The sequence below is a fragment of the Alteromonas sp. ABE4_545 genome, assembly GCF_056161325.1.
The window spans coordinates 489782-510842 of record NZ_JBSWYY010000001.1 but is presented as its reverse complement, the minus strand read 5'-3'; the positions used below and the strand labels follow the sequence as shown (position 1 = coordinate 510842).

At 46.3% G+C, this 21061-nt stretch carries 17 protein-coding genes; 9 read left to right on the top strand and 8 right to left on the bottom strand.

The features are described 5' to 3' along the window. Positions 1-69 precede the first annotated feature (69 nt). From ACXAH6_RS02310 to ACXAH6_RS02295, 4 genes are read left to right on the top strand one after another with little or no spacing between them, the layout of a single operon-like run. Positions 70-840 carry a hypothetical protein gene (locus ACXAH6_RS02310; protein WP_474875004.1) on the top strand — a complete coding sequence of 257 codons (771 nt, stop codon included), beginning with the start codon at positions 70-72 and terminating at the stop codon, positions 838-840. Then, positions 840-2102, top strand: a complete 1263-nt coding sequence (locus ACXAH6_RS02305; RefSeq protein ID WP_474875003.1) for an aminotransferase class III-fold pyridoxal phosphate-dependent enzyme — start codon at positions 840-842, stop codon at positions 2100-2102. Before ACXAH6_RS02310 ends, ACXAH6_RS02305 begins: the two co-directional genes overlap by 1 nt. A 9-nt stretch (positions 2103-2111) precedes the next feature. After that, on the top strand, positions 2112-2765 hold the full coding sequence (locus ACXAH6_RS02300; RefSeq protein WP_474875002.1) for a TetR/AcrR family transcriptional regulator: 654 nt from the start codon (positions 2112-2114) through the stop codon (positions 2763-2765). Between the two features lie 10 nt (positions 2766-2775). After that, positions 2776-3609 (top strand): SDR family NAD(P)-dependent oxidoreductase, encoded by an 834-nt coding sequence (locus ACXAH6_RS02295; RefSeq protein ID WP_474875001.1) that lies wholly within the window; start codon positions 2776-2778, stop codon positions 3607-3609. Between the two features lie 4 nt (positions 3610-3613). On the opposite strand, the gene ACXAH6_RS02290 is transcribed toward ACXAH6_RS02295, so the two are convergent. Genes ACXAH6_RS02290 through ACXAH6_RS02280 form a run of 3 tightly spaced genes read right to left on the bottom strand, consistent with a single transcriptional unit; the run spans position 3614 to position 6960 of the window. Beyond that, positions 3614-4270 carry a TetR/AcrR family transcriptional regulator gene (locus ACXAH6_RS02290; protein ID WP_474875000.1) on the bottom strand — a complete coding sequence of 219 codons (657 nt, stop codon included), beginning with the start codon at positions 4268-4270 and terminating at the stop codon, positions 3614-3616. Positions 4271-4283: 13 nt separating this feature from the next. Then, on the bottom strand, positions 4284-5684 hold the full coding sequence (locus ACXAH6_RS02285; RefSeq protein ID WP_474874999.1) for an MFS transporter: 1401 nt from the start codon (positions 5682-5684) through the stop codon (positions 4284-4286). Beyond that, positions 5581-6960, bottom strand: a complete 1380-nt coding sequence (locus ACXAH6_RS02280; protein WP_474874998.1) for a GH1 family beta-glucosidase — start codon at positions 6958-6960, stop codon at positions 5581-5583. The genes ACXAH6_RS02285 and ACXAH6_RS02280 overlap by 104 nt, the downstream gene beginning before the upstream one ends. Positions 6961-7151: 191 nt before the next feature. On the opposite strand from ACXAH6_RS02280, the gene ACXAH6_RS02275 reads away from it, so the two are divergent. Then, a complete protein-coding gene (locus ACXAH6_RS02275; RefSeq protein WP_474874997.1) occupies positions 7152-7766 on the top strand; it encodes a Maf family protein in 615 nt (204 codons plus the stop codon). Positions 7767-7892: 126 nt separating this feature from the next. After that, on the top strand, positions 7893-8639 hold the full coding sequence (locus ACXAH6_RS02270; RefSeq protein WP_474874996.1) for an RIO1 family regulatory kinase/ATPase domain-containing protein: 747 nt from the start codon (positions 7893-7895) through the stop codon (positions 8637-8639). Between the two features lie 22 nt (positions 8640-8661). Here ACXAH6_RS02270 and ACXAH6_RS02265 read toward each other — a convergent pair whose 3' ends face one another. Together ACXAH6_RS02265 and rluC are read right to left on the bottom strand one after the other, a co-directional pair. Beyond that, entirely contained in the window at positions 8662-9321 is a 660-nt protein-coding gene (locus tag ACXAH6_RS02265) for an HAD-IA family hydrolase (RefSeq protein WP_474874995.1), read from the bottom strand. Next, the gene (gene rluC / locus ACXAH6_RS02260) at positions 9308-10270 is read right to left on the bottom strand and encodes a 23S rRNA pseudouridine(955/2504/2580) synthase RluC (RefSeq protein WP_474874994.1); all 963 of its coding nucleotides are present in this window, start codon (positions 10268-10270) and stop codon (positions 9308-9310) included. Before rluC ends, ACXAH6_RS02265 begins: the two co-directional genes overlap by 14 nt. Positions 10271-10934: 664 nt before the next feature. On the opposite strand from rluC, the gene rne reads away from it, so the two are divergent. Both rne and ACXAH6_RS02250 read left to right on the top strand, forming a co-directional pair. Next, on the top strand, positions 10935-14102 hold the full coding sequence (gene rne, locus ACXAH6_RS02255) for a ribonuclease E (RefSeq protein ID WP_474874993.1): 3168 nt from the start codon (positions 10935-10937) through the stop codon (positions 14100-14102). Positions 14103-14139: 37 nt separating this feature from the next. Further along, positions 14140-15141, top strand: coding sequence for a phosphotransferase (locus ACXAH6_RS02250; RefSeq protein ID WP_474874992.1), 1002 nt, complete (start codon positions 14140-14142; stop codon positions 15139-15141). Positions 15142-15172: 31 nt separating this feature from the next. Here ACXAH6_RS02250 and ACXAH6_RS02245 read toward each other — a convergent pair whose 3' ends face one another. From ACXAH6_RS02245 to topA, 3 genes are all read right to left on the bottom strand, one after another. Then, on the bottom strand, positions 15173-15958 hold the full coding sequence (locus ACXAH6_RS02245; protein WP_474874991.1) for an RMD1 family protein: 786 nt from the start codon (positions 15956-15958) through the stop codon (positions 15173-15175). Between the two features lie 179 nt (positions 15959-16137). Next, the gene (locus ACXAH6_RS02240) at positions 16138-16689 is read right to left on the bottom strand and encodes a DUF2058 domain-containing protein (protein ID WP_474874990.1); all 552 of its coding nucleotides are present in this window, start codon (positions 16687-16689) and stop codon (positions 16138-16140) included. Between the two features lie 23 nt (positions 16690-16712). Further along, the gene (topA, locus tag ACXAH6_RS02235; protein ID WP_474874989.1) at positions 16713-19349 is read right to left on the bottom strand and encodes a type I DNA topoisomerase; all 2637 of its coding nucleotides are present in this window, start codon (positions 19347-19349) and stop codon (positions 16713-16715) included. 358 nt (positions 19350-19707) lie between these two features. On the opposite strand from topA, the gene astB reads away from it, so the two are divergent. After that, positions 19708-21048, top strand: coding sequence for an N-succinylarginine dihydrolase (gene astB / locus ACXAH6_RS02230; RefSeq protein ID WP_474874988.1), 1341 nt, complete (start codon positions 19708-19710; stop codon positions 21046-21048). The last annotated feature ends 13 nt before the right edge of the window (positions 21049-21061 follow it).

The following is a 21061-nucleotide window of genomic DNA, read 5'->3' as shown; positions in this document are numbered from 1 at the left end:
ATGGTTATAAAAAATACAGAAAAACGAGCGACCGCTCGATTAAGGATTATATTCAAGTGAGTGATAAAGATGAAAGAGGCTAAAACACTGGCTCATATCAATTTATTTGGCATATTAGGCAGCTTGCCTACCCTGACCAAGTTCGACAAACTGAGCCTTACCTTCATGCCAAGTAAGCCATTGGTCATGAAATTTACAATAAGACATGGCCCAGAACTCATGCTCAAATTTACCCCAAACGGTATAGAGCACACCAACAAGCATCAAGATTCTGCTTCGATCGTATTGTATTTTCGGTCCTATGATCACTTTAATCGCATGCTAGAAAACAAGGCTAACCCACTCATTTTACGTGGTTTTACCAAACTAGGTTTTCTAACTAAACCATTTACCGCGCTGACCGACCGATTGGCGTATTTCCTCAAACCCACAGACCTGCCAGAGTGCCAAACGACAGAATACAAAACCATAAACACTGAGCTGACGCTCAATGTGGCATTAAATGCGGCTGTGCAAATTGGCAATCACGACCCTAAAGTCGCACAAACAATTAACAGCCTACCCGATGGCATTATGTTGTTAAGCGTACGCAATGGCAGTGCTTTTCATATTGCCGTAAAAAATCATGCTCTCACTCTGAACTCTGGTGACACAGAGCATTTCGACGCAAAGATGGAATTCGAAGATCTCAATGCTGCGCAACGTGTTTTGAGCGGCGAGACCGACTCTTTCAGCGCAATTGCGACAGAGGCATTGCGACTCAGCGGTTTTTTACCTCTCCTCGACGGTCTCGACAAACTCTTGTTTCGCACTAACTTTTACTTAAACGAGAATACCTAATGAAAATCCATGATTACACAGCATCTGAACGCGCTTTTGCACGTGCGTTAAAAGTTATTCCCGCAGGTATTTATGGTCACTTAGGCCCCACTGGAGGGTGCGCAATCCCTCCAAGTGCGTACCCCAAATACGTCTCACGGACAGAAGGCGCGTATTTCTGGGATCAAGACAACAATCGCTATGTAGATTACATGTGTGCATACGGTCCAAACGTACTCGGTTACAACGACCCTGACGTAGAACTGGCAGCACAAAACCAACGCGCATTAGGTGACTGTGCAACAATGCCATTCACCAATATGATCGATATGGCAGAAACCTTAGTCGACACCGTTAGCTGCGCTGACTGGGCTTTTTTTGCCAAAAATGGCGGCGATGTGACAAGTTTAGCGTTAATGGTAGCCAAAGCCGCAACGGGTCGAAACAAAACCATATTAATCAAAGGTAACTATCACGGTGTTGCACCTTGGACGCAAAAAATGGGCGCACCAGGCATTGTTGAAGAAGACGTAGCGAACAATATCTATGTTGAATGGAACAACTTTGCCCAGTTAAAAGCCGTTGTTGAAGAAAACAAAGGGCAAATTGCCTGTTTTATGTCAACGCCCTACTGGCACCCTGCGTTTGTTGACAACCAATTACCCGACCCCGACTACTGGCAAAAGGTACGTCAGCTGTGTACCGAACACGGTATCGTTTTAGCAATAGATGACGTGCGTTGTGGATTTCGATTAGACGTCAGAGGCTCTGATCACTATTACGGCTTTAAAGCCGACTTAATTTGTTTTTGTAAGGCGCTAGGCAATGGCTATAACTTTTCTGCGCTATGTGGTGCTGACTCACTGCGCGATGCGATATCCAGTTTGTTCTACACCGGCAGCTATTGGTTATCCGCAGTGCCGTTTGCCGCTGGGATCGCCACCATTAACAAATTAAAAGCCCTATCGGGTGACAGCCAAATGCTTAGTCAAGGTCGGTTACTAACCCAAGGGCTGAAAGAAATCGGCACCCATTTTGGGTTTGACCTGGTAATCAGCGGTGAACCCTCCATGTGGTACATGCGCATTGCCAACGACAGTAACCTGATATTGCATCAACAATGGGTGGCAGAATGTGTAAAACGCGGGGTATTTTTTACTAATCATCACAATTTGTTTATGAATTGCGCCATTAGCGAAGATGATATTAAATTTACCCTCGACGTAGCCGAGGAAGCCTTTAAAGTAGTGGCTGAGGCAAACCCGGAAGCATTAAACAAGTAGGAGCGGTTCTTGAGTACGCAAGTAGAAGAGACATTTTATAAACAAGCCTTTGCCAAAACCTCCAAACAACGGCAAGACAAAGTGATCCAAGAGGCGATTAAAGTATTTGCCGCCAATGGTTATAAAGGCACAAATATCAATATTGTGGCTAAGCAAGCAGGGATCAGTATAGGTGCGATGTACTCCTACTTCGGCTCAAAGAAAGATTTATTTCTCACTATCGTCAGCCAACAATACAGCTTGTTAGATAAAATTCTGACATCGATTAATACCGATGACGACTTTTTTCACATTCTCTCTCGTTTGTTTGAACTCACCCGAGAGAATGCGTTGAAGTATCCGTTGCTCAGTCAAATCTATATGGATGTGACCAGCCAGTCTATGGCAGAAATGGCCATGGAGCTCAGCGAGACATTTGAAGATAAGGTGGCGCTGTTTTTAATTGATGCCATTGAACACGCAAAACTGAGCGGCGAGATTCGCCCCGATACAAACACTCGGGTGCTCGCTTATTGCATCGACAATTTGCTGGTGATGTTTCAGTTTTCTTTCAGCTCAGCCTATTACCAAAAACGTCTCACTATGTATTTGGGCGATGATATTGAAGCTGAAGGCCCTGCGCTGATCAACGCCATTTTACGGATAATTAAAAACCAACTTTAGGATAGTACCCATGCAACCTGTTGCCCTTATTGTCGGCGCTTCTTCAGGCTTCGGCTACCTCGCCGCATTGCGCATGATAGAGCAAGGCTTTGTAGTGTATGCCGTAGCAAGGCGCACAGCCCCTATGGCGCAGATAGAAGAACGTGGTGGTCACACCATGAAAATGGATATTTGTGACCCTCTCTCAGTACAGCAAGGTATACAACATATCATCGACCAGCACGGACAAATCGATGTAGTGATGAACAACGCGGGTTTTGGGGTATACGGTTGTATCGAAGATGTGTCGATAGACGATGCACGTCGCCAATTCGACGTAAATTTATTTGGTGCAGCCTGTGTTACCCAAGCGGTTTTGCCTCACATGCGTGAAAAACAACGCGGTCGTATACTCTTCACAGCCTCACTTGCCAGTTATTTAACTACCCCAGCGAGTGGTTGGTATGCCGCCAGCAAACACGCAATAAAAGCCTTTGCCGAAGCATTACGCATGGAAACAAAAGCGCAAGGTATTCAAGTGATACAAATAGAACCAGGGCCAGTGAAAACGGGCTTTGAAGACGTTGCCTTTAATGAATTTGACCAGCGTGCCGCTAACACCAAGAACCCACAAATCATGGCGGCATTCAAAGGTTATATGCACGACAGTTACGCCAAAGCCCCTGACGCCAATAGTACCATTGAGGCAATGATCACAGCGGCAACTATCGCCAAACCCAAGAGCGTATATCGCACCACTTGGGCGGCCAAAGTATTTGCGCCTTTGCGCATGCTACTCGGTGCAACACTGACAGAAAAGGTGGTAATGCGTTTATTTATGTCTTACGCGCCAACGAGTAAATAACTCCTCATCGACGCGCTAGCATCAAAGTTAGTGTGTCGATAAGTTGGGTTCGAATGGCGGTGTCTCGATGTTCGTGCTCCACCAAGTCAGGATATAAAGCGTCATTGCGCTGTGCTTGAATAGGGCTAACATGGGTGGCCAGCAAGCTGCTGATCAAACTGTCAATAATGTGTGCCGCAGCTGCAATACCTATGGCAGGGGTAACCTCCCCCTTCTCTATTGCTTTAGCTAACCGCGCTTTCCAAAACACAATACCGGCGTTTTCAAGTTCAACAATGTCATCGACAAAACGTGCATGACACGATTGACTTAACTCTAACCAAATGGCGATCAAAGACTTATGAGCAATAGACATGGCTTGTACTTGTTCAATCATGTTTGCTAAATCGTCAAAAAAACTGGCCGCAGACGCTGCAATGTTCGCTAACAAGGCTTCTTGCAATGCTTTTCCCTCAAGAATAATGCAGCGGATCATCGCATCTCGGGTAGGAAAATAATTGTACAATGAACCATAAGACACACCAGCGGCTTTGGCGATATCTTTCATTCTTGCACTGGCCAGCCCCTCTGAAGCTAACGCAGCAGCTGCCACGGCTAAGACTTTATCTCGTTTGGCTTGGGGAATATTGTCAAAGGTAGGATTGTGATAACTCGTGCTCATGAATACGGCATTCTCAAGTAACTGGTTGTGAAGTAGCGTGTAAATGCTGCATGCAGGCTTGTCTGTCTTTTCCCAAGGTAAACACCATTAGAGAAAATAAACAACCGCACAACAGCCACAGTGCAATAGCCGAATTAGCCATAGTGGCATAGCTTGCAGTGGCACTTAACACCACACCACCAAAAGCCGGCCCAAGCCCTTTGCCAATATTGTCGCACAAATTATATAACGCAAACACCCGCCCGCGATGTTCCGGGCGATTCACATTCATCAGTATCGCTTTACAATTCGATGACGGTACCGAAATAAGCACACCTGATAACAACGCCATTAAGGTACATGCAGTAAATGAGGTGAACACACCATTAAAAATTAACGCACAAGGTATAATGCCAATGAAAATACCACTGGCACACATTGCCGGTAAATATGCTGCTCGCCAATGAAACACTTTGTCACCGACCAGCGCCCACATGAACCCTCCGAGCCCAGCCGACAGCCCAAACACTTCCCAAATCACCACGCTTTGTTCATGACTAAAACCATTAGTTTGGGTAAAAATAATGATTAACCAAAAGGGAAACAATCCCCATGGTATCGAGCCGGGAATACCTTGTAAAAACATGAGCCGATTAGTAGGCACACGCATGAGCAAACGAAAGTCGGCCCACTTAGCCCCTCCTGTTTGCGTTGTCTGATACTGGGTCTCGCCGAGATGATCAATTTCTCGCATATCTGCATGGCCTCGTGCAGGCTCTCGTGCAATCAGTGCAAATAAGAGCACTAAAGGAAAATTGGGCGCAGCAGCCAAAAGGAACGCCAATCGCCATCCGTACTCTGTGGTCATGGCAAAGGTCGCCAATAACGGCCCAATCACTGTACCAATGCCCCACGCAAGATCAACGGCTGCACAGGCCTTAGCGCGATGTCGAGAGGTAAAATAGTCACTCACCAATGAAAATGTGAGCGGGTAAATGCCACCAATACCTATGCCACACAGAGTGCGCAAAATAACAAAGCCGGTGAAGGTATCGGTAAACCAATACAAGCCTGTTAAAAAACACGGAATTTCACCGATTAAAATAATAGCAATCAACAAATGCTTGCGATTAGCCCTATCGGCCCGTTGCCCAATAACAACGCCAACAATCGCCCCAAGCAAGATAAACAGAGAGCTTACCCAACTTAATTCAACATCAGAAACCCCGTATTGCGTACTTAATGGCGCAACAATGGCGGGGGTAATAAACATGTCGCACATCAAGAAAAATGACATGAGCACGAGTAAAAGTAAGGTCACGACATCCCGTTTATGCACGCTTTTCTCCCTGTCTTTGTCGACACCCAGCAATAAATTCACTGTACCATTGACCACTTTGCTTAATAACGCGCTGCTGGGTAGCGTAGTCAACATGAATCAAACCAAAACGACGGTTAAACCCTGTGGCCCACTCAAAATTATCAAGCAACGACCAAGCAAAATACCCTCGAATATCCGCACCGTCTCGTTTCATCTTTGCCACACTATCAATATGGCGAGCCAAGTATTGCTGACGCAATGGGTCGCTCACTCGCCCATTTATTTTTGAATCGGTATAGGCCGCGCCATTTTCAGTAATATAAACTGGTGGGTTACCATAATCTTGCTGCAACCAACCTAACACGGTTTCCATGCCTTTGGGGTTAACTTCCCAACCCATTGCAGTACAAGACTCGCTCTCATTTTGGCTTTCGATACCCGGTTTTGACCCAGATATCCAACTATTGAGAAAAGGAATGTACCATTTGTGACTCGCGTATTCGCAATTGTAGTGATTCACTCCGATAAAATCTGTAGGTGTGGCGATAACCGATAGGTCTTCTTCAGTGACCTGAGGCCAAAACCAACGCAATTTTCGCTGTAGCTCTTTGGGATAGCCTTTGCCATATAATGGGTCGAGTGTAATGTAGTTGAGTAATTGATTGCCGAAATCAGCAGCCCATTGATCTTTAGGAGAGGGCGAATTAGGCAAAATAGGCGTTAAACTCACCGTAATCCCCGCTTTGTGATGTGCACCGCGCTGACGTATCCGCGCCATTGCTAAACCATGCCCGAGTAATTGATGGTGCATCACTTTCAAAAAATGCCCTAGACGGTGATGCCCCGGAGCATGGGAGCCAAGCAAGTGCCCAAAAGCCGCATGCTCAAAAGGCTCATTGATGGTTATCCAGTTATGTACTCTGTCGCCCAATGCATCCAGTACTACATCGACATAATCGGCAAAATAGCGGGCGGTATCGCGATGCACAAAACCGCGATTTTCTCGGTAAAGCGCAAGGGGTAAGTCCCAGTGAAACAAGGTCACAAAGGGCGTAATATTGGCCTCTAACAAGCCGTCGACCAAACGCCGATAAAAGTCGAGCCCAGCTTGATTCACTTTACCTTTTCCCTCGGGCATAATGCGCGCCCAACTCAATGAGAATCGATAGGCGTCTAAATTCAGCGATTGCATTAAACTGATGTCTTCAGCGTAGCGATGGTAATGATCACACGCAACATCACCTGTATCGCCATTGAGAATGTTACCTTTTTTATGCGTAAACTCATCCCAGATTGAAGGGCCTTTTCCGGCTTCTTTTGCTGCCCCTTCAATTTGGTAAGCCGATGTTGAAGCTCCAAATAAAAAGCCATCGTTAAATGCGTTTTTCATTGCTAATCCTTGTCTCACTATAAAACTGACAGACATGTCAGTCATTAAATTATCAGTGTTCAAAAAAAGATCAAGTGTTTTATAAAACAGCGAATAAACCCATTTTAAGGTTGTTTTGCTCGCATAACGCTTGAAAACCGATACTTCACACGCCATGTTTAAGCCAACGACACAACTTCTGTTAAATCAATATGCTTTCAACGTCTATCATTCTTGCCTCTTCGTCTTCTTATCGCCGCGCACAACTCAAGGCGTTAGGGTTAACCATCCCAGGTATTGCCCCTAATATCGATGAAACACCGTTATCTGATGAACATCCCGAATCGTTGGCAAGACGACTAGCAGAACAAAAAGCAGCTCACATTGCCGAACAATATCCGCAAGCTGTGGTGATTGGTAGTGATCAAGTTGCCTGTGTAGAAACAGACGACGGTATGCAATTACTTGGAAAGCCCCATACAAAAGACAAGGCTTTCAAGCAACTCACCTTGTGTTCAGGTAAAAAGGTGCTGTTTTACACTGGTTTGTCTTTGTGTAAGCACAACCAGCGAACATTAACCCACTGCGAAACAGTGGAAGTACAATTTCGCAGCCTATCCCCCAGTCAAATCGACGCTTACCTCGATCGAGAGCAACCATTTGATTGCGCTGGTAGCTTTAAATCAGAAGGGCTAGGCGTATTGTTGTTTGAGCACATCCACAGCCGAGACCCAAACACGCTCATTGGTTTACCCGTTATGCTATTGCGCGACATGCTCGCCGACTTTGATATCGACTTACTCGCGTTGGCAACAGCGGTTGACTAGTCTGGCGGTAAAGAGCGTTCTTTACGTTGGTCACCGCCCTATTCTGTTCAATTGGCGCAAACTAGTTGCCTAGACAATCTCTTTTGATAATACTAGTGGATAAGTCCATTGAGTTGAGAAAATCCCATGCAAGCCATTATACACTCGCTGGCTGCAGCCATTCCTACCCACCCTTTTAAACACGAGCATCTGCGTGTTCTCCACGAGGGAAGATTTGCCAACGCCGTTGTATATCACTACCAAGATAATGAATACAACCTCGTAATTAAAGACTTTGGCAGCCGTAACTGGCTGGTACGAAAAACGTTGGGGCGTTTGTCTGTTCGGCAAGAATACAAGGCATTAAATAGCCTAAAACACATTCCTGGCATTACGCCTGAGTGTTACCAATTGTCTGAGTGCTGTGTTGCGTATCGCCATATTGAAGGCGACACTTTGAACCACTACGGCAATGCCGGCAATAAATTAGAACCCGCGTTTTTTCACCAGTTAGAACACACTATTCGCGCAATGCACGATGCGGGACGCGTACATTTAGATTTGCGTAACATGGGGAATATTTTAATTGATGATCAAGGTCGGCCTGCGATTATCGATTTCCAGTCAAGTATGCGTTGGCAGCGCTTTCCTGTCTGGTTACAAAAATTTATGCGCTACGCCGACATGACTGGTGTGTACAAAGCGTGGAATCGTTATGGCAGCACGCCGTTGCCAGCATACAAGCAACGATTTTTAACTCGCTACAATGCGACGCGAAAGTTTTGGATTTTCCGAGGATACCCCATCCATCGTATGCAGGTGCGCGCTCAGGCGGCAATCGCTAACATCATGAGTATGAACATCATACAAAACATACTGGACAAGTTCTGGTAATCAAGAAGAAAACAAGCGGGCGTTATTGCGCCCGTTTGTTTAGAAAATCGTCTAACTCAAATACGCTATGTACAATCGCCACAGGGTGATGTTTTTCCAACTCTACCTGTGCATGCACACCATAACTCACACCAATACGGTCCATACCAATATGTTCCGCCATTTGCATGTCGTAAGTTGTGTCGCCAATCATCACCGCATCTTCTACCGCAATACCTGTTTCTAACAGTAGCTGTTCTAACATTTCAGAAGACGGCTTAGAGGCCGCATCATCAGCCGTTCGCGACACAGAGAAAAAATGACCGGTATCCGTGTTACGCCATGCCCTATCCAAACCGCGGCGGGCTTTTCCCGTTGCTACGGCCAATTGTACGCCGTTAGCTTGTAAGCTCGCCAACATTGAAGTAACCCCTGGAAATAACGGGCAAGGTGTCGAGTCTGATTCCACATACGCCTGTTTATACCCAGCTACCATAGCGTCTAACTCAGGGCCGGGTGATAAATCCATCAATATTTGAATCGCTTTCTCTAAACTGATTCCAATAATACTGCTCACCGCTTGCGGGCTAGGTACCGGTAAATTGGCATTGCGCGCAGCCCATTGCATACAGCTGATGATCTTTGCCGCGGAATCCATTAACGTGCCATCCCAATCAAAGATGACTAATTTATACGGCTTCATTTAGCTGTTCCATTAATGCAATTAAGGTTGGATCTAATGGCGCATCAAACGTCACTGGTTTTTCTGTTTTCGGATGAAACAAGGTTAACCTTGCTGCATGCAAGAACAAACGTCCGCAGCCTTTATTGCGCATTTGCGCGTCAAATTCGTTGTCACCGTATTTATCATCACATGCAATAGGATGCCCTGCGTGTAAACAATGCACACGAATTTGATGTGTACGCCCAGTTATCGGCGACGCTTCAACCAGTGTCGCGTTATCAAAACGTCGTAAAACGCGGTAGCGCGTTTCTGAAGGTTTACCATCGGGGGAAACACTCACCATACGCTCGCCCGATTGCAAAATGTTTTTCTTTAACGGCGCTTTCACCTTAAAGCGGTTTTCTGGCCAATTACCTGCAACCAACGCTTGATAGCGTTTATCCATTTGCCCTTCGCGCAGTTGCATATGCATATTGCGTAGCGCAGAACGCTTTTTGGCAACCAAAATACAACCCGACGTATCTCGGTCTAAGCGGTGAACCAGTTCCATAAAGCGAGCATCTGGGCGAAGCGCACGCAAGCCCTCAATCATACCAAAGCTCAGCCCACTGCCGCCATGTACGGCAAGACCTGAAGGCTTATTGATCACCATAAAATGGTCGTCTTCATATAAAATGTGCGACTCAAGGTTGGCAATCTTCTCGAGTTTAGGTGACGGCGTATCTGGCTTTTCAGAAACGCGAACCGGAGGCACACGTACAACATCGCCAACCTGAATTTTGTATTCAGGTTTTACGCGTTTTTTGTTCACTCGTACTTCACCTTTGCGCAAAATACGATAGATCATACTTTTAGGTACGCCCTTCAAATGCGTGCGTAAAAAGTTATCGATGCGCTGGCCAGCTTGATCTGGGTCGGGCTCAATAAAAGTGACTTGTGAATAGGGGGTATTGGCTTCTTCTTTCATGGGCGCGGATTCTACCCTATTTATCTGCGTTCTGTTACGAGTTTTCTTATCCGCGACTAAAAATAACCAGAAAACCCACGATAATTGTTCGTAACCTGCCACCTTACGGAAATAAATTAATCAAGCTATGCACTGATTTGTAAGGCGTTTTCTTGAACAATTAAAAATCCTTTAAGTTCATCTGTGTATCGCTTGCTAAATTTGCGATTTTAATGCGATAATCCTTATGATTTTTAACGGATTTCAAAACCGAAAAATCACGTGAACTTAGTGTCAGAAAATTTGCTGCGACGGTAAAGTTACAATTCATAACCTGTAACGCCGCCCTGATGCCAGTACTAAAGCTTCAGGAAGACAGGCACGATCGCAGCCTTACAAAACAATAAAGTTCGCCGTTTTAGTTACAGAATTGAATTGACTGAGTCCATTGATTTAAGACCAATCAGTGGCAATTTTAAAAAAGAATGTAAAACAAGGGGGCTTGTCGTTCCCGACACCCAACTAGGCAGAAGCTCGCCTTTGCTTAATAGTGAATGCGAATGCAGTAATGGGTAATACGACAAAACAACAAACTCCCCGTCGAGTCGAGAGACTGCGCGGTGAGGGTTTGCACATGTCACTTTAATTTTGTATCTCAACGGCTGCAAACTCAGAGTTAGATACAATGAAAAGAATGCTAATTAATGCAACTCAGCAAGAAGAGTTGCGCGTAGCCCTCGTAGACGGGCAACGTCTGTACGATCTGGACATCGAAAGCCCAGGACACGAACAAAAGAAAGCCAACATCTACAAAGGCAAAATTACCCGCGTAGAGCCCAGCCTTGAAGCAGCTTTCGTCGACTACGGTGCTGAGCGCCACGGTTTCCTTCCTCTTAAAGAAATTGCCCGTACTTACTTCCCTAAAGGTTATAAATTCGAAGGTCGTCCAAACATCAAAGATGTGATCAGCGAAGGCCAAGAAGTAATCGTTCAAATCGACAAAGAAGAGCGTGGCCAAAAAGGCGCAGCGCTGACAACCTTCTTATCACTTGCCGGTAGCTATTTGGTATTAATGCCGAATAACCCACGAGCAGGCGGTATTTCGCGTCGTATCGAGGGCGATGAACGCACAGACCTAAAACAAGCGTTAAGTAAGCTTGACCTACCTGACGGTATGGGCTTAATCGTACGTACTGCAGGTGTTGGTAAATCTTACGAAGAACTCGAATGGGATTTACGTGTTCTATTGCGCCATTGGGAAGCGATTTCCAGTGTTGCAGAAGAGCGTGCCGCACCATTCTTAATTCACCAAGAAAGTAACGTTATTGTTCGTGCTATCCGTGATTATTTACGCCGTGACATCGGTGAGATCCTCATCGACAAAACCAGTATTTACGAACAAGCGCTACAGCACATTCAACTCGTCCGCCCTGATTTTGCTAACCGAGTAAAACTCTATCGCGGCGATGTACCATTGTTCAGCCACTACCAAATTGAAAGCCAAATTGAATCGGCGTTCCAACGCGAAGTGCGTTTGCCTTCTGGTGGCTCTATTGTAATCGACCCAACAGAAGCCCTTACTTCTATCGATATTAACTCTGCCCGCGCAACGAAAGGCGGAGATATCGAAGAAACGGCGCTTAACACTAACTTAGAAGCTGCCGACGAAATTGCTCGACAATTACGCCTACGGGATTTAGGTGGTTTGGTCGTGATCGATTTTATCGACATGACACCAGTACGCCATCAACGCGAAGTTGAAAACCGCATGAAAGATGCGGTACGTCCTGACCGTGCACGTGTGCAACTTGGACGCATTTCTCGTTTCGGCCTATTAGAAATGTCTCGTCAACGGTTACGCCCTTCTCTAGGTGAGTCGGCGCATAACGTATGCCCTCGTTGTTCTGGTCACGGCACTATTCGCGGTACAGAGTCTTTAGCGCTGTCTATTTTGCGCATTCTTGAAGAAGAGAGCTTAAAAGACAATACAGGGCAAATTGAGGCGCAATTGCCTGTTTCTGTTGCGACCTATTTGGTTAACGAAAAACGCAAATCGTTGAATGTGATCGAGAAACGCCATGGCGTTAATTTGCTTATCATTCCAAATCCAAACTTGGATACACCTCATTATCAGGTGATTCGTCATCGTCCTGACGACGTGATTACTGATGCCAGTTACAACATTGAATTGGCAGAGGTAGACGAAACTGAAAACGACAAAGCCTCTACGCAGCCTGTAAAACGTGAACAACCTGCCCTTCAAGGTTTTATCGCTCCTGATCAAGCCGCGCCGGTTGTTGCACCAAAAGCAGAAAAAGCCGAAGCATCGGCGCCAAGCTTATTGAGTAAAATTGCCGCTTGGCTAAAAGGCTTGTTCGCAACTGAAGAAGAAGAGAAGCAGGAACAAGAGAAAAAGTCTTCGCGTAACAACCAAAACAACCGCCGTCGTCAACAGGGTGATAATCGCAATCGCAACACCCGTAACCGTCGTCGTAAACCTGATGCTGCTAAAAAAGCAGAACAACAAGGGAATAAAGACGCCAAACAAGACGACAAGCAACAAGCTAATCGCAAGTCTGACGACAAGCGTACAAAAGGTCGTAATAAGTCTAGAAAACCACAAAATGAGTCGGTAGAAGAAAGCGACGACAACAAAGCCCAAAATGCTGAGCAGCAAAACCAAGCGCCGAAGCAGAAAAAGGTAAGAGAACGTCGTAAACGTCGTGATAACCGTCGCAGTGTTCGCCTTGATCAAAATGGTGAAAATGCCACTGAACAACAAACCACTAAACAGCCTAAGCAGCCTAAGCCTGAAGCTGAAAAATCAGCCGAGCCTGTAGCAAAAGCAGACGAAGTGGTAACAAATGCGACAACAGTGGATGCAACTGAAACTGCAGCCGCAAAAGCGCCTTCTCCTGCCAAGGAAAAAGCGTCGACAGAAAGCCAAAGCGCTGAACCAAAAGCGACTGATACTGACGCTTCATCTTCTAACAATGAGCAGGATGAAGACAAGCAGCAGAAGCAAGATGGCAGCAGCCGTAGCCGCAGCCGTCGCTCACCTCGTCATGCTCGCGCAGCTGGACAACGTCGTAAGAAAGAACAAGCAGAGAGCGGCGAGAAAGCCAAACAGGACGAATTGCAATTTGATGCTCCTGTAGAGGCCACTGACGCACCAGCTCAATCGGCACCAGCCAAAGAAGCTGACGTTGAAACGAAAGCCGCTGCGCCGGTTGAAGATGCTACGCCGCTAGAAAACACTGCACCTGAGCAAGTTGAAATTGAATTGGAAGCAGCGCCGGCAGCCGCTCCGGTTGAATCATCAGCTGAAGCTAGCGAACCAGAAGCCGTAACGCCGACTGTTGAAACAACGGCAACAGCAACTGAAACTGTTAGCGAAGAAGTTGAGCCGGAAGCGACGCCAGAAGCAGCAGTTGAAGCTTCACCAGAAGCAGAAACTGTAGCAGAAGAAGTGCAAGCACCTGCTGAAGAAGCCACGCCAATCAGCGACGCTGCACCAGCAGAAGTACCTGCTGAACCAGTTGCTGACACGCCAGCCCCTGAAGCTACCGTTGAAACAAAAACGGAAGTAACAGACACGGTTGAAACAGCGTCTGAGCCAGTAGCAACACAAGCGCCAGAAGCGGCATTCCAAATTGCGTCTAGCTTAGGTCGTGTACGTGCTTCTCACCCAATGGCATCACCAGCAAAAGTTGAAGGTGACTTTGCTGAGATTTCATTGGTGGCTCGAGCAGATGATGCGCGTCCTGCATTAGTCGTGTCGGGTAGATATGCGGCCATGGCATGTAAGCATGCTGGTGCCTCTGCACCGACAACACGCCCAGAAAGCGTATAACAATGAACGGGCTGTGTGAAAACACAGCCCGTTTTTTATGTCCTCTTCCCCATACGTTCCTTCATCAATTAATCAGCTCCACCCCAAACTGTTACCTTGGTTAAAAAAAATCGCGCCGGTAGATGCCAGTGACGTAATGCCCATCCAAGCGTTATGGAACAATTACGGCCAGATTGTCCGTTTTTATCATCGCAATGACCAACAACACTATATCGCAAAGCTTGTATGCCCTGATCCAGCGTCTCGTCACCCGAAAGGTTGGCAATCTACCATCGGGCATGAACGGAAATGCCGCTCTTACGAGGTAGAAACACATTTTTATCAACGTATGTCAGCGCTCACGCCTCAATTTGCAATACCTGAATTGGTATTCACTCAAACCGACAATACGGGCGCAAAACTGCTTGTTCTATCTGATTTGAATACGTTGGGATACACCCACCGTCACACAATGTTATCTGTAGCGCAGTGTAAACCAGTGTTAGATTGGCTGGCGCATTTTCACAGCGTGCATTTGCAGCGAGATACACAAGGATTGTGGCCACAAGGTTGCTACTGGCACCTGGATACACGACAAGAAGAATGGGAAGCGATGCAAGATACCCTGTTGAAGCGTGCGGCGGTGCAGTTAGACGAACGCCTTCGCACCGCCCATTTCCAAACTTGGGTTCATGGTGATGCCAAAGTCGCTAATTTTTGCTTCTCTCCTACTGGCGAGCCAGCAGGAGTAGACTTTCAATATGTGGGGGCTGGTGTAGGTGTTATCGACGTGGCTTATTTTCTTGGTAGCGCTCTGTCTGACACTGATTTATTGAAGAATACAGACTCGTTGCTCGATTATTACTTTGAGCAATTAGCAGCATACTTAGCGGTGTATCACCCTAGCCTGCCTAGCCACGCCCTTATTGAAGAGTGGCAAGGTTTATACAATATCGCCGTCGCCGACTTCCACCGTTTTTTAAAAGGTTGGAGCCCTGAGCATTGGAAGATCAATCAAGACATGACACAGCGCACAGAGGCTGCGTTGCACAGCCTCTAATTCGAGTTGATTTAGCACGAATTGCGGCGTGTTAGTGAAACAACCAAGCCGTTATTTCTTGCGCCCCAAACATAACAATTTCAAAGGCAATAAGAATAATAATGATCCATTCTAAAAACGAAGAGTGTTTGTGCTTCAATTCATCAGCCAACATTTCGAACAATTCATGAATTACATTTAATTTGTTCGATAGCAATTCAACACGGGTGCGAATATCAAGGTATTTTGCACACGCATTGTAGGCACTTTCATATTCTGGAAATTCCCAAAAAAATTCCGGCGTATCAAGCAAACCATAATGTAAAAAGATATCGCTCTTAGTACTGAACAGATGGCCGCGTATGCTGGCGATATCCCGTCGGCTTAAATCAATTTTTCCGGTTTCAGCTAGCGCTTTGGGCAAATGCCCATAAGTCGCGATAGTCTCTTGGGCGCGATGCTCGTACTCATTGAGCTTAATCGATTGAGCCAAGCCATGGCTCACCGCTAAACGCTGCAACGGATTGTCTTCACTCAGAGTGATTAAATCTTTCTGCAAACGCAACTCCTGCCCTTCTACTGCAAAACGGAAATGCTCTTGATGTTTGGTCGTTACGCGATCTTTGGTTAAGTGCAATCGGTGAAGTAGAGCCAAGCGTTCATCTTCGTCTATTCCCCAAAATACAATTACACCATAATCGAAAAGCCACGCTTCACCGCCAGGAACTTGAATATGCAATGCATCGCGATAGCGTGTACCAGTATCGGCAGCCAAGCCTTCAGTAGGCACTAATTCGCCTAGTTCATAAACAGACAGGCGGTTATTTGAAAAAGTCATCGTCCAAAACTCTGTATAAAATTTTGGCGGATTATGCGCGTTAAAGAACGGATCACCTAGCGATTTCAGGGCGATAAAATTTGCTCTTTAAGACAAAGAATTTTCATCGCTACAGAAACAAAAATGCAGCGTCGAAACACCTTCGACACTGCACTTTTCAATCAATAACTTTCGCTGTTTTACCAGGTTAAATCGTCAGGAATTTCGTAATCGGCGTACCAATCATCTTCTTCTGATTTTTCTTTGTTTTCTTCCCTTACATCTGCGCGGTAAACCACGGTTTCGGGAATACGTTGTATGATTTTATCCGCAACGGGCATCGGCACGAGTGCGTAATCATCGTCATACTTTACAACAGCTAAACGCGCATCTAATACTTGCTTGTGAACTTCGTCACTTACATACATGCGTTTTACCACATTGTCGTCAGTAAAGTTCAACAGTGTATCGCCATTTCCCTTGGGCTGAATATTCACTGTAATCAGTTGGCGAACCTGTGCAACAATGGCTTTTTTCTCAACCTCAGCTTGACGCTGCTGATTGAGTTCGCGGTCGCGTTGTTTCTTCGCTTCCACCGCCTGTTGCGCGGCAATTTGATTTTCATCCAGCACAGGCTGCTTCTGCTTGCCTTTCTGCTTTTGCTTCTTGCGCTTATCGGCGCGCGCCTGCTTGGCGGACGCTTTGTCCGTCAAGCCTGCTTTTAATAATTGCTCTTGTAATGACAAGGCCATTATTTTTACCTCTTTCTAACTCGTTACTTCTTCGCTTTCTTGGCTTGTTCAGCCCACTTGCCATCTTGATACCAAGCAGACCAGCCCGTTGCTTTACCATTGGCATCTTCCGACATCACGTATTGCTGTTTAGTTTTACGGCTGTAACGCACAACGGTCGGGTTACCATCTGGGTCTTTAGCTGGCGCATCGGCGAGATAATAGAATTTCGGTGAAATTCGGTCTCGGAAACGCACAAGCTCTTCCACTTTAGGTGCACGTGTTTCACGAGATTTCGGGAAGTTATGCGCAGCTAAGAATATGCCAGAAGCCCCGTCACGCAGCACAAAGTGCGCGTCTGATTTTTCACAAGGTAACTCTGGCAAATCTACCGGATCTTCCTTCGGTGGCGCAGCTTCACCATTGCGCAACAGCTTACGGGTGTTTTTACATTCGGTATTAGTACAGCCGAAGTATTTCCCAAAGCGACCGTTTTTCAGTTCCATGTCGCTACCGCATTTATCACATTCGATAATGGGGCCGTCATAGCCTTTGATCTTAAAGGTACCTTCTTCAATTTGCGTACCCGGACAAGCTGGCGCATTACCACAAACGTGAAGTTTTCGGCCTTCATCAACCAGGTAGCTGTCCATCGCTGTGCCACACAGGTCACAACGACGTTTAGAACGCAAGGTTTCTGTCTCGAGTTCTTCTTCGTTGTCCACTTTCACCACTTCATCACCAGAAGTGAGGTTCATGGTGTTAGTACAGCGTTCCTTAGGAGGTAAATTATAACCCGAACAGCCTAAGAACACACCTGTACTTGCGGTACGCACGTTCATTTCACGACCGCATTTACCACATTCAATACCTGCTGGTATTGCCTGATTCGGGCGCATACCGCCGTTGTCTGGGTCTTTTTCTGCCGTCAGCAATTTCGCGTAAAAATCGGTGTAGAAATTATCGAGTACATGCTTCCAGTTTTTGTGACCTTCAGCAATGTCATCGAGCTGTTGCTCCATGTTTGCTGTAAAGTCATAGCTGATCAAGTCATCGAAATTTTCTAACAAACGGTCGTTGACGATTTCACCCATTTTTTCAGCGTAAAAACGCTTGTTCTCAAGTCGCACATAACCGCGATCTTGAATGGTTGAGATAATACTCGCGTATGTTGAAGGTCGACCAATACCGCGCTTTTCTAACTCTTTAACCAATGAAGCTTCGTTGAAGCGCGCCACAGGTTTAGTGAAGTGCTGTTTTAGGTCTAATGCTGACAAATCGAGTTTTTCACCCGGCTTCACATCTGGCAAGGTTAACTCTTCCTCGCCTCTCTTCTTGAGCTGTGGTTGAACACGGGTCCAACCATCAAATTTCAATACCCGACCTTTGGCCGTTAACTCGTAATCACCCGCAGACACTTTGATCGTTGTTGCATCGTATTTGGCTGGGGTCATCTGGCAAGCAACAAACTGACGCCAAATCAGCTCATAAAGGCGCTGAGCGTCTCTTTCCATGTCACCTAGGCTAGCAGCCTTAATATTCACGTTCGACGGTCTGATAGCTTCGTGAGCCTCTTGTGCGCCCTCTTTGCTGCCATAGCGATTAGGCGACTCAGGCATATACTTGCTACCGAACTCACTTTCGATGTAACCACGACAGCTATCCAGCGCTTCCTGACTCAAGTTTGTAGAGTCTGTACGCATATAGGTGATGTGGCCGGCTTCGTATAGTCGCTGAGCCAACATCATGGTTTTCTTAACGCCAAAGCCCAAACGAGTGCTCGCCGCTTGTTGCAGTGTAGATGTGATAAACGGCGCAGAAGGACGGCTTTGCGTAGGCTTAGACTCACGACTATCAACCAGATAGTTCGCGGCTTTTAAGTCGGCTACGGCTTTGTCGGCTTGCGCTTTGTTCGTGGGTTTAAATGCTTTACCAGCGTGACGAGCAACCAACATGCGAAGCTGATCTTTGCTCGCGTTGGTCATGTCGGCATGAATATCCCAGAACTCTTCTGGCACAAACGCTTTAATCTCACGCTCGCGTTCAACAACCAATCGCACTGCAACCGATTGCACTCGCCCAGCAGATAGCCCACGAGCAATTTTCTTCCACAACAACGGTGACACCATAAAGCCCACAACACGGTCGAGAAAACGACGGGCTTGCTGGGCATTAACGCGATCAACGTTCACTTCGCCGGGATCGGAGAAAGCGTCCTGAATCGCATTTTTGGTAATCTCGTTAAACACCACGCGCTGGTAGGTTTTGCCTTTCGAACCAAGCAGCTCTTGTAAATGCCATGCAATTGCCTCTCCCTCGCGGTCCAAATCGGTTGCGAGATAGATAGTGTCGGCATCTTTGGCGAGCTTCTTAAGTTCGTTTACAACTTTTTCTTTACCTTGCAGAATTTGATAGTGCGCCTTCCAGTTTTGTTCTGGGTCGACACCCATGCGATCCACAAGCTTTTTATACTCGTGTTTACGCAAATATTCTTCACGCTCTGCATCTGGTAATGTTTTTAATTCTTTCGCGCTTTTTTTCGCTTCGACCTGACCTAATGCCTTAGTCGGAAGATCGCGAACGTGGCCAACCGAACTTTTTACGATAAAATTTTTACCGAGATATTTATTTATTGTTTTCGCTTTGGCTGGCGACTCGACTATGACCAGTGATTTTGCCATATAATTGAAATAAACCTTTGATTATTAGGTATTTTTTATCTTATACCTAGTGAGAACTCGAGGTAACAGCGGCCTTCGCTCCTCGCTTTGCTTTTTTAACATATATCGACAAAGTGAATGGAAAACAAGTTCTTCTTCATACTTATTCTAAATTGTCGCTTTTCCCAACAGAGAAACTGTTCACATTTTAGCCAATGCAATTGGCAGCGCCAGTAAAACACGTATAATGCCGCTCATTCAACCTGTATCCGCAGTGAATTTTGCCAAGTTTATCGCAGGGTTAACACCTGCAATTTAAACATTGGTTATAAAAAGGCATGCTTTTTAAAGCGAGAGCGGAAATCGTAAGTGAGGACACATGAAGCAATTTGAAGTGAATTTCGATGGTCTAGTCGGCCCTACCCACAACTACGCGGGATTGTCGTTTGGTAACGTAGCATCACTGAATAATGCCAGTAGCGCAAGCAGCCCAAAACAAGCGGCAAAACAAGGGTTAGCAAAAATGAAGGCCCTCACCGATCTCGGTATGGTTCAGGGTGTCCTTGCCCCACAGGAACGTCCTGATGTAGCTGCACTGCGTCGTTTAGGCTTTACCGGTTCCGACGCGACCGTGCTTGAGCAAGCGGCAAAACAGTCGCGCGAAATATTCTTAGCATGTTGCTCTGCATCGAGTATGTGGACCGCCAATGCCGCTACTGTATCACCCAGCGCTGACACAGCAGATGGCCGCGTGCACTTCACACCGGCTAACTTGACCAACAAGTTTCACCGTTCACTAGAACCTCAGGTCACTGGGCGCATTCTCAAAGCCACCTTTGCCAACGACAAATATTTTGCCCATCACCAACACTTGCCCGACAACGAGCACTTTGGTGACGAAGGTGCGGCGAACCACACTCGCCTGTGCAGCAACTATGGTGCGCCTGGTCTGGAAATGTTTGTATACGGGCGTCATGCTTTTAACCCCAATGCGCCAGCTCCGAAGCGCTACCCCGCTCGCCAAACGCTTGAGTCTTGTCAGGCCATTGCTCGGCTACATGGCTTGAGCGACGAGCAAGTGGTTTATGTGCAGCAAAACCCCGACGTCATCGACCAAGGTGTATTCCACAATGATGTTATTGCTGTGGGTAACCAAAATGTACTTTTCTACCACCAACAGGCGTTCTACAACACAGAGTCGGCTTTAGCGGAAATTCGCCGCAAATTCGACGGTGATGAGTTGCATTTCATCGAAGTTAAAAACGAAGAAGTTAGCGTTGCAGACGCGGTAAAAACCTATTTATTTAACACGCAAATTCTCACATTACCGAATAACGAAATGGCCATCATTGCACCATCGGAATGTCAGGAAAATGAAGTGGTTTCTCGCTACCTCAGTGAATTAGTTGAGCGTGACACACCGATTAAAGCGGTAAAATATTTCGACGTTAAACAAAGTATGCGCAATGGCGGAGGCCCTGCTTGCTTGCGTTTACGTGTTGCACTAACAGAACAAGAGCTTGATGCGGTAAACCCGTACACCTTGATTAACGATATGCAATTTGAGCGCTTGAATAAATGGGTAGAAAAACACTACCGCGATGAATTGTATGAAGATGATTTACGCGACCCTCAGCTACTTATGGAGTCTCGTACTGCATTGGATGAACTGACACAAATTATGAAACTCGGTTCGGTTTACCCTTTCCAGCAAGACTGATATCCATAAACAC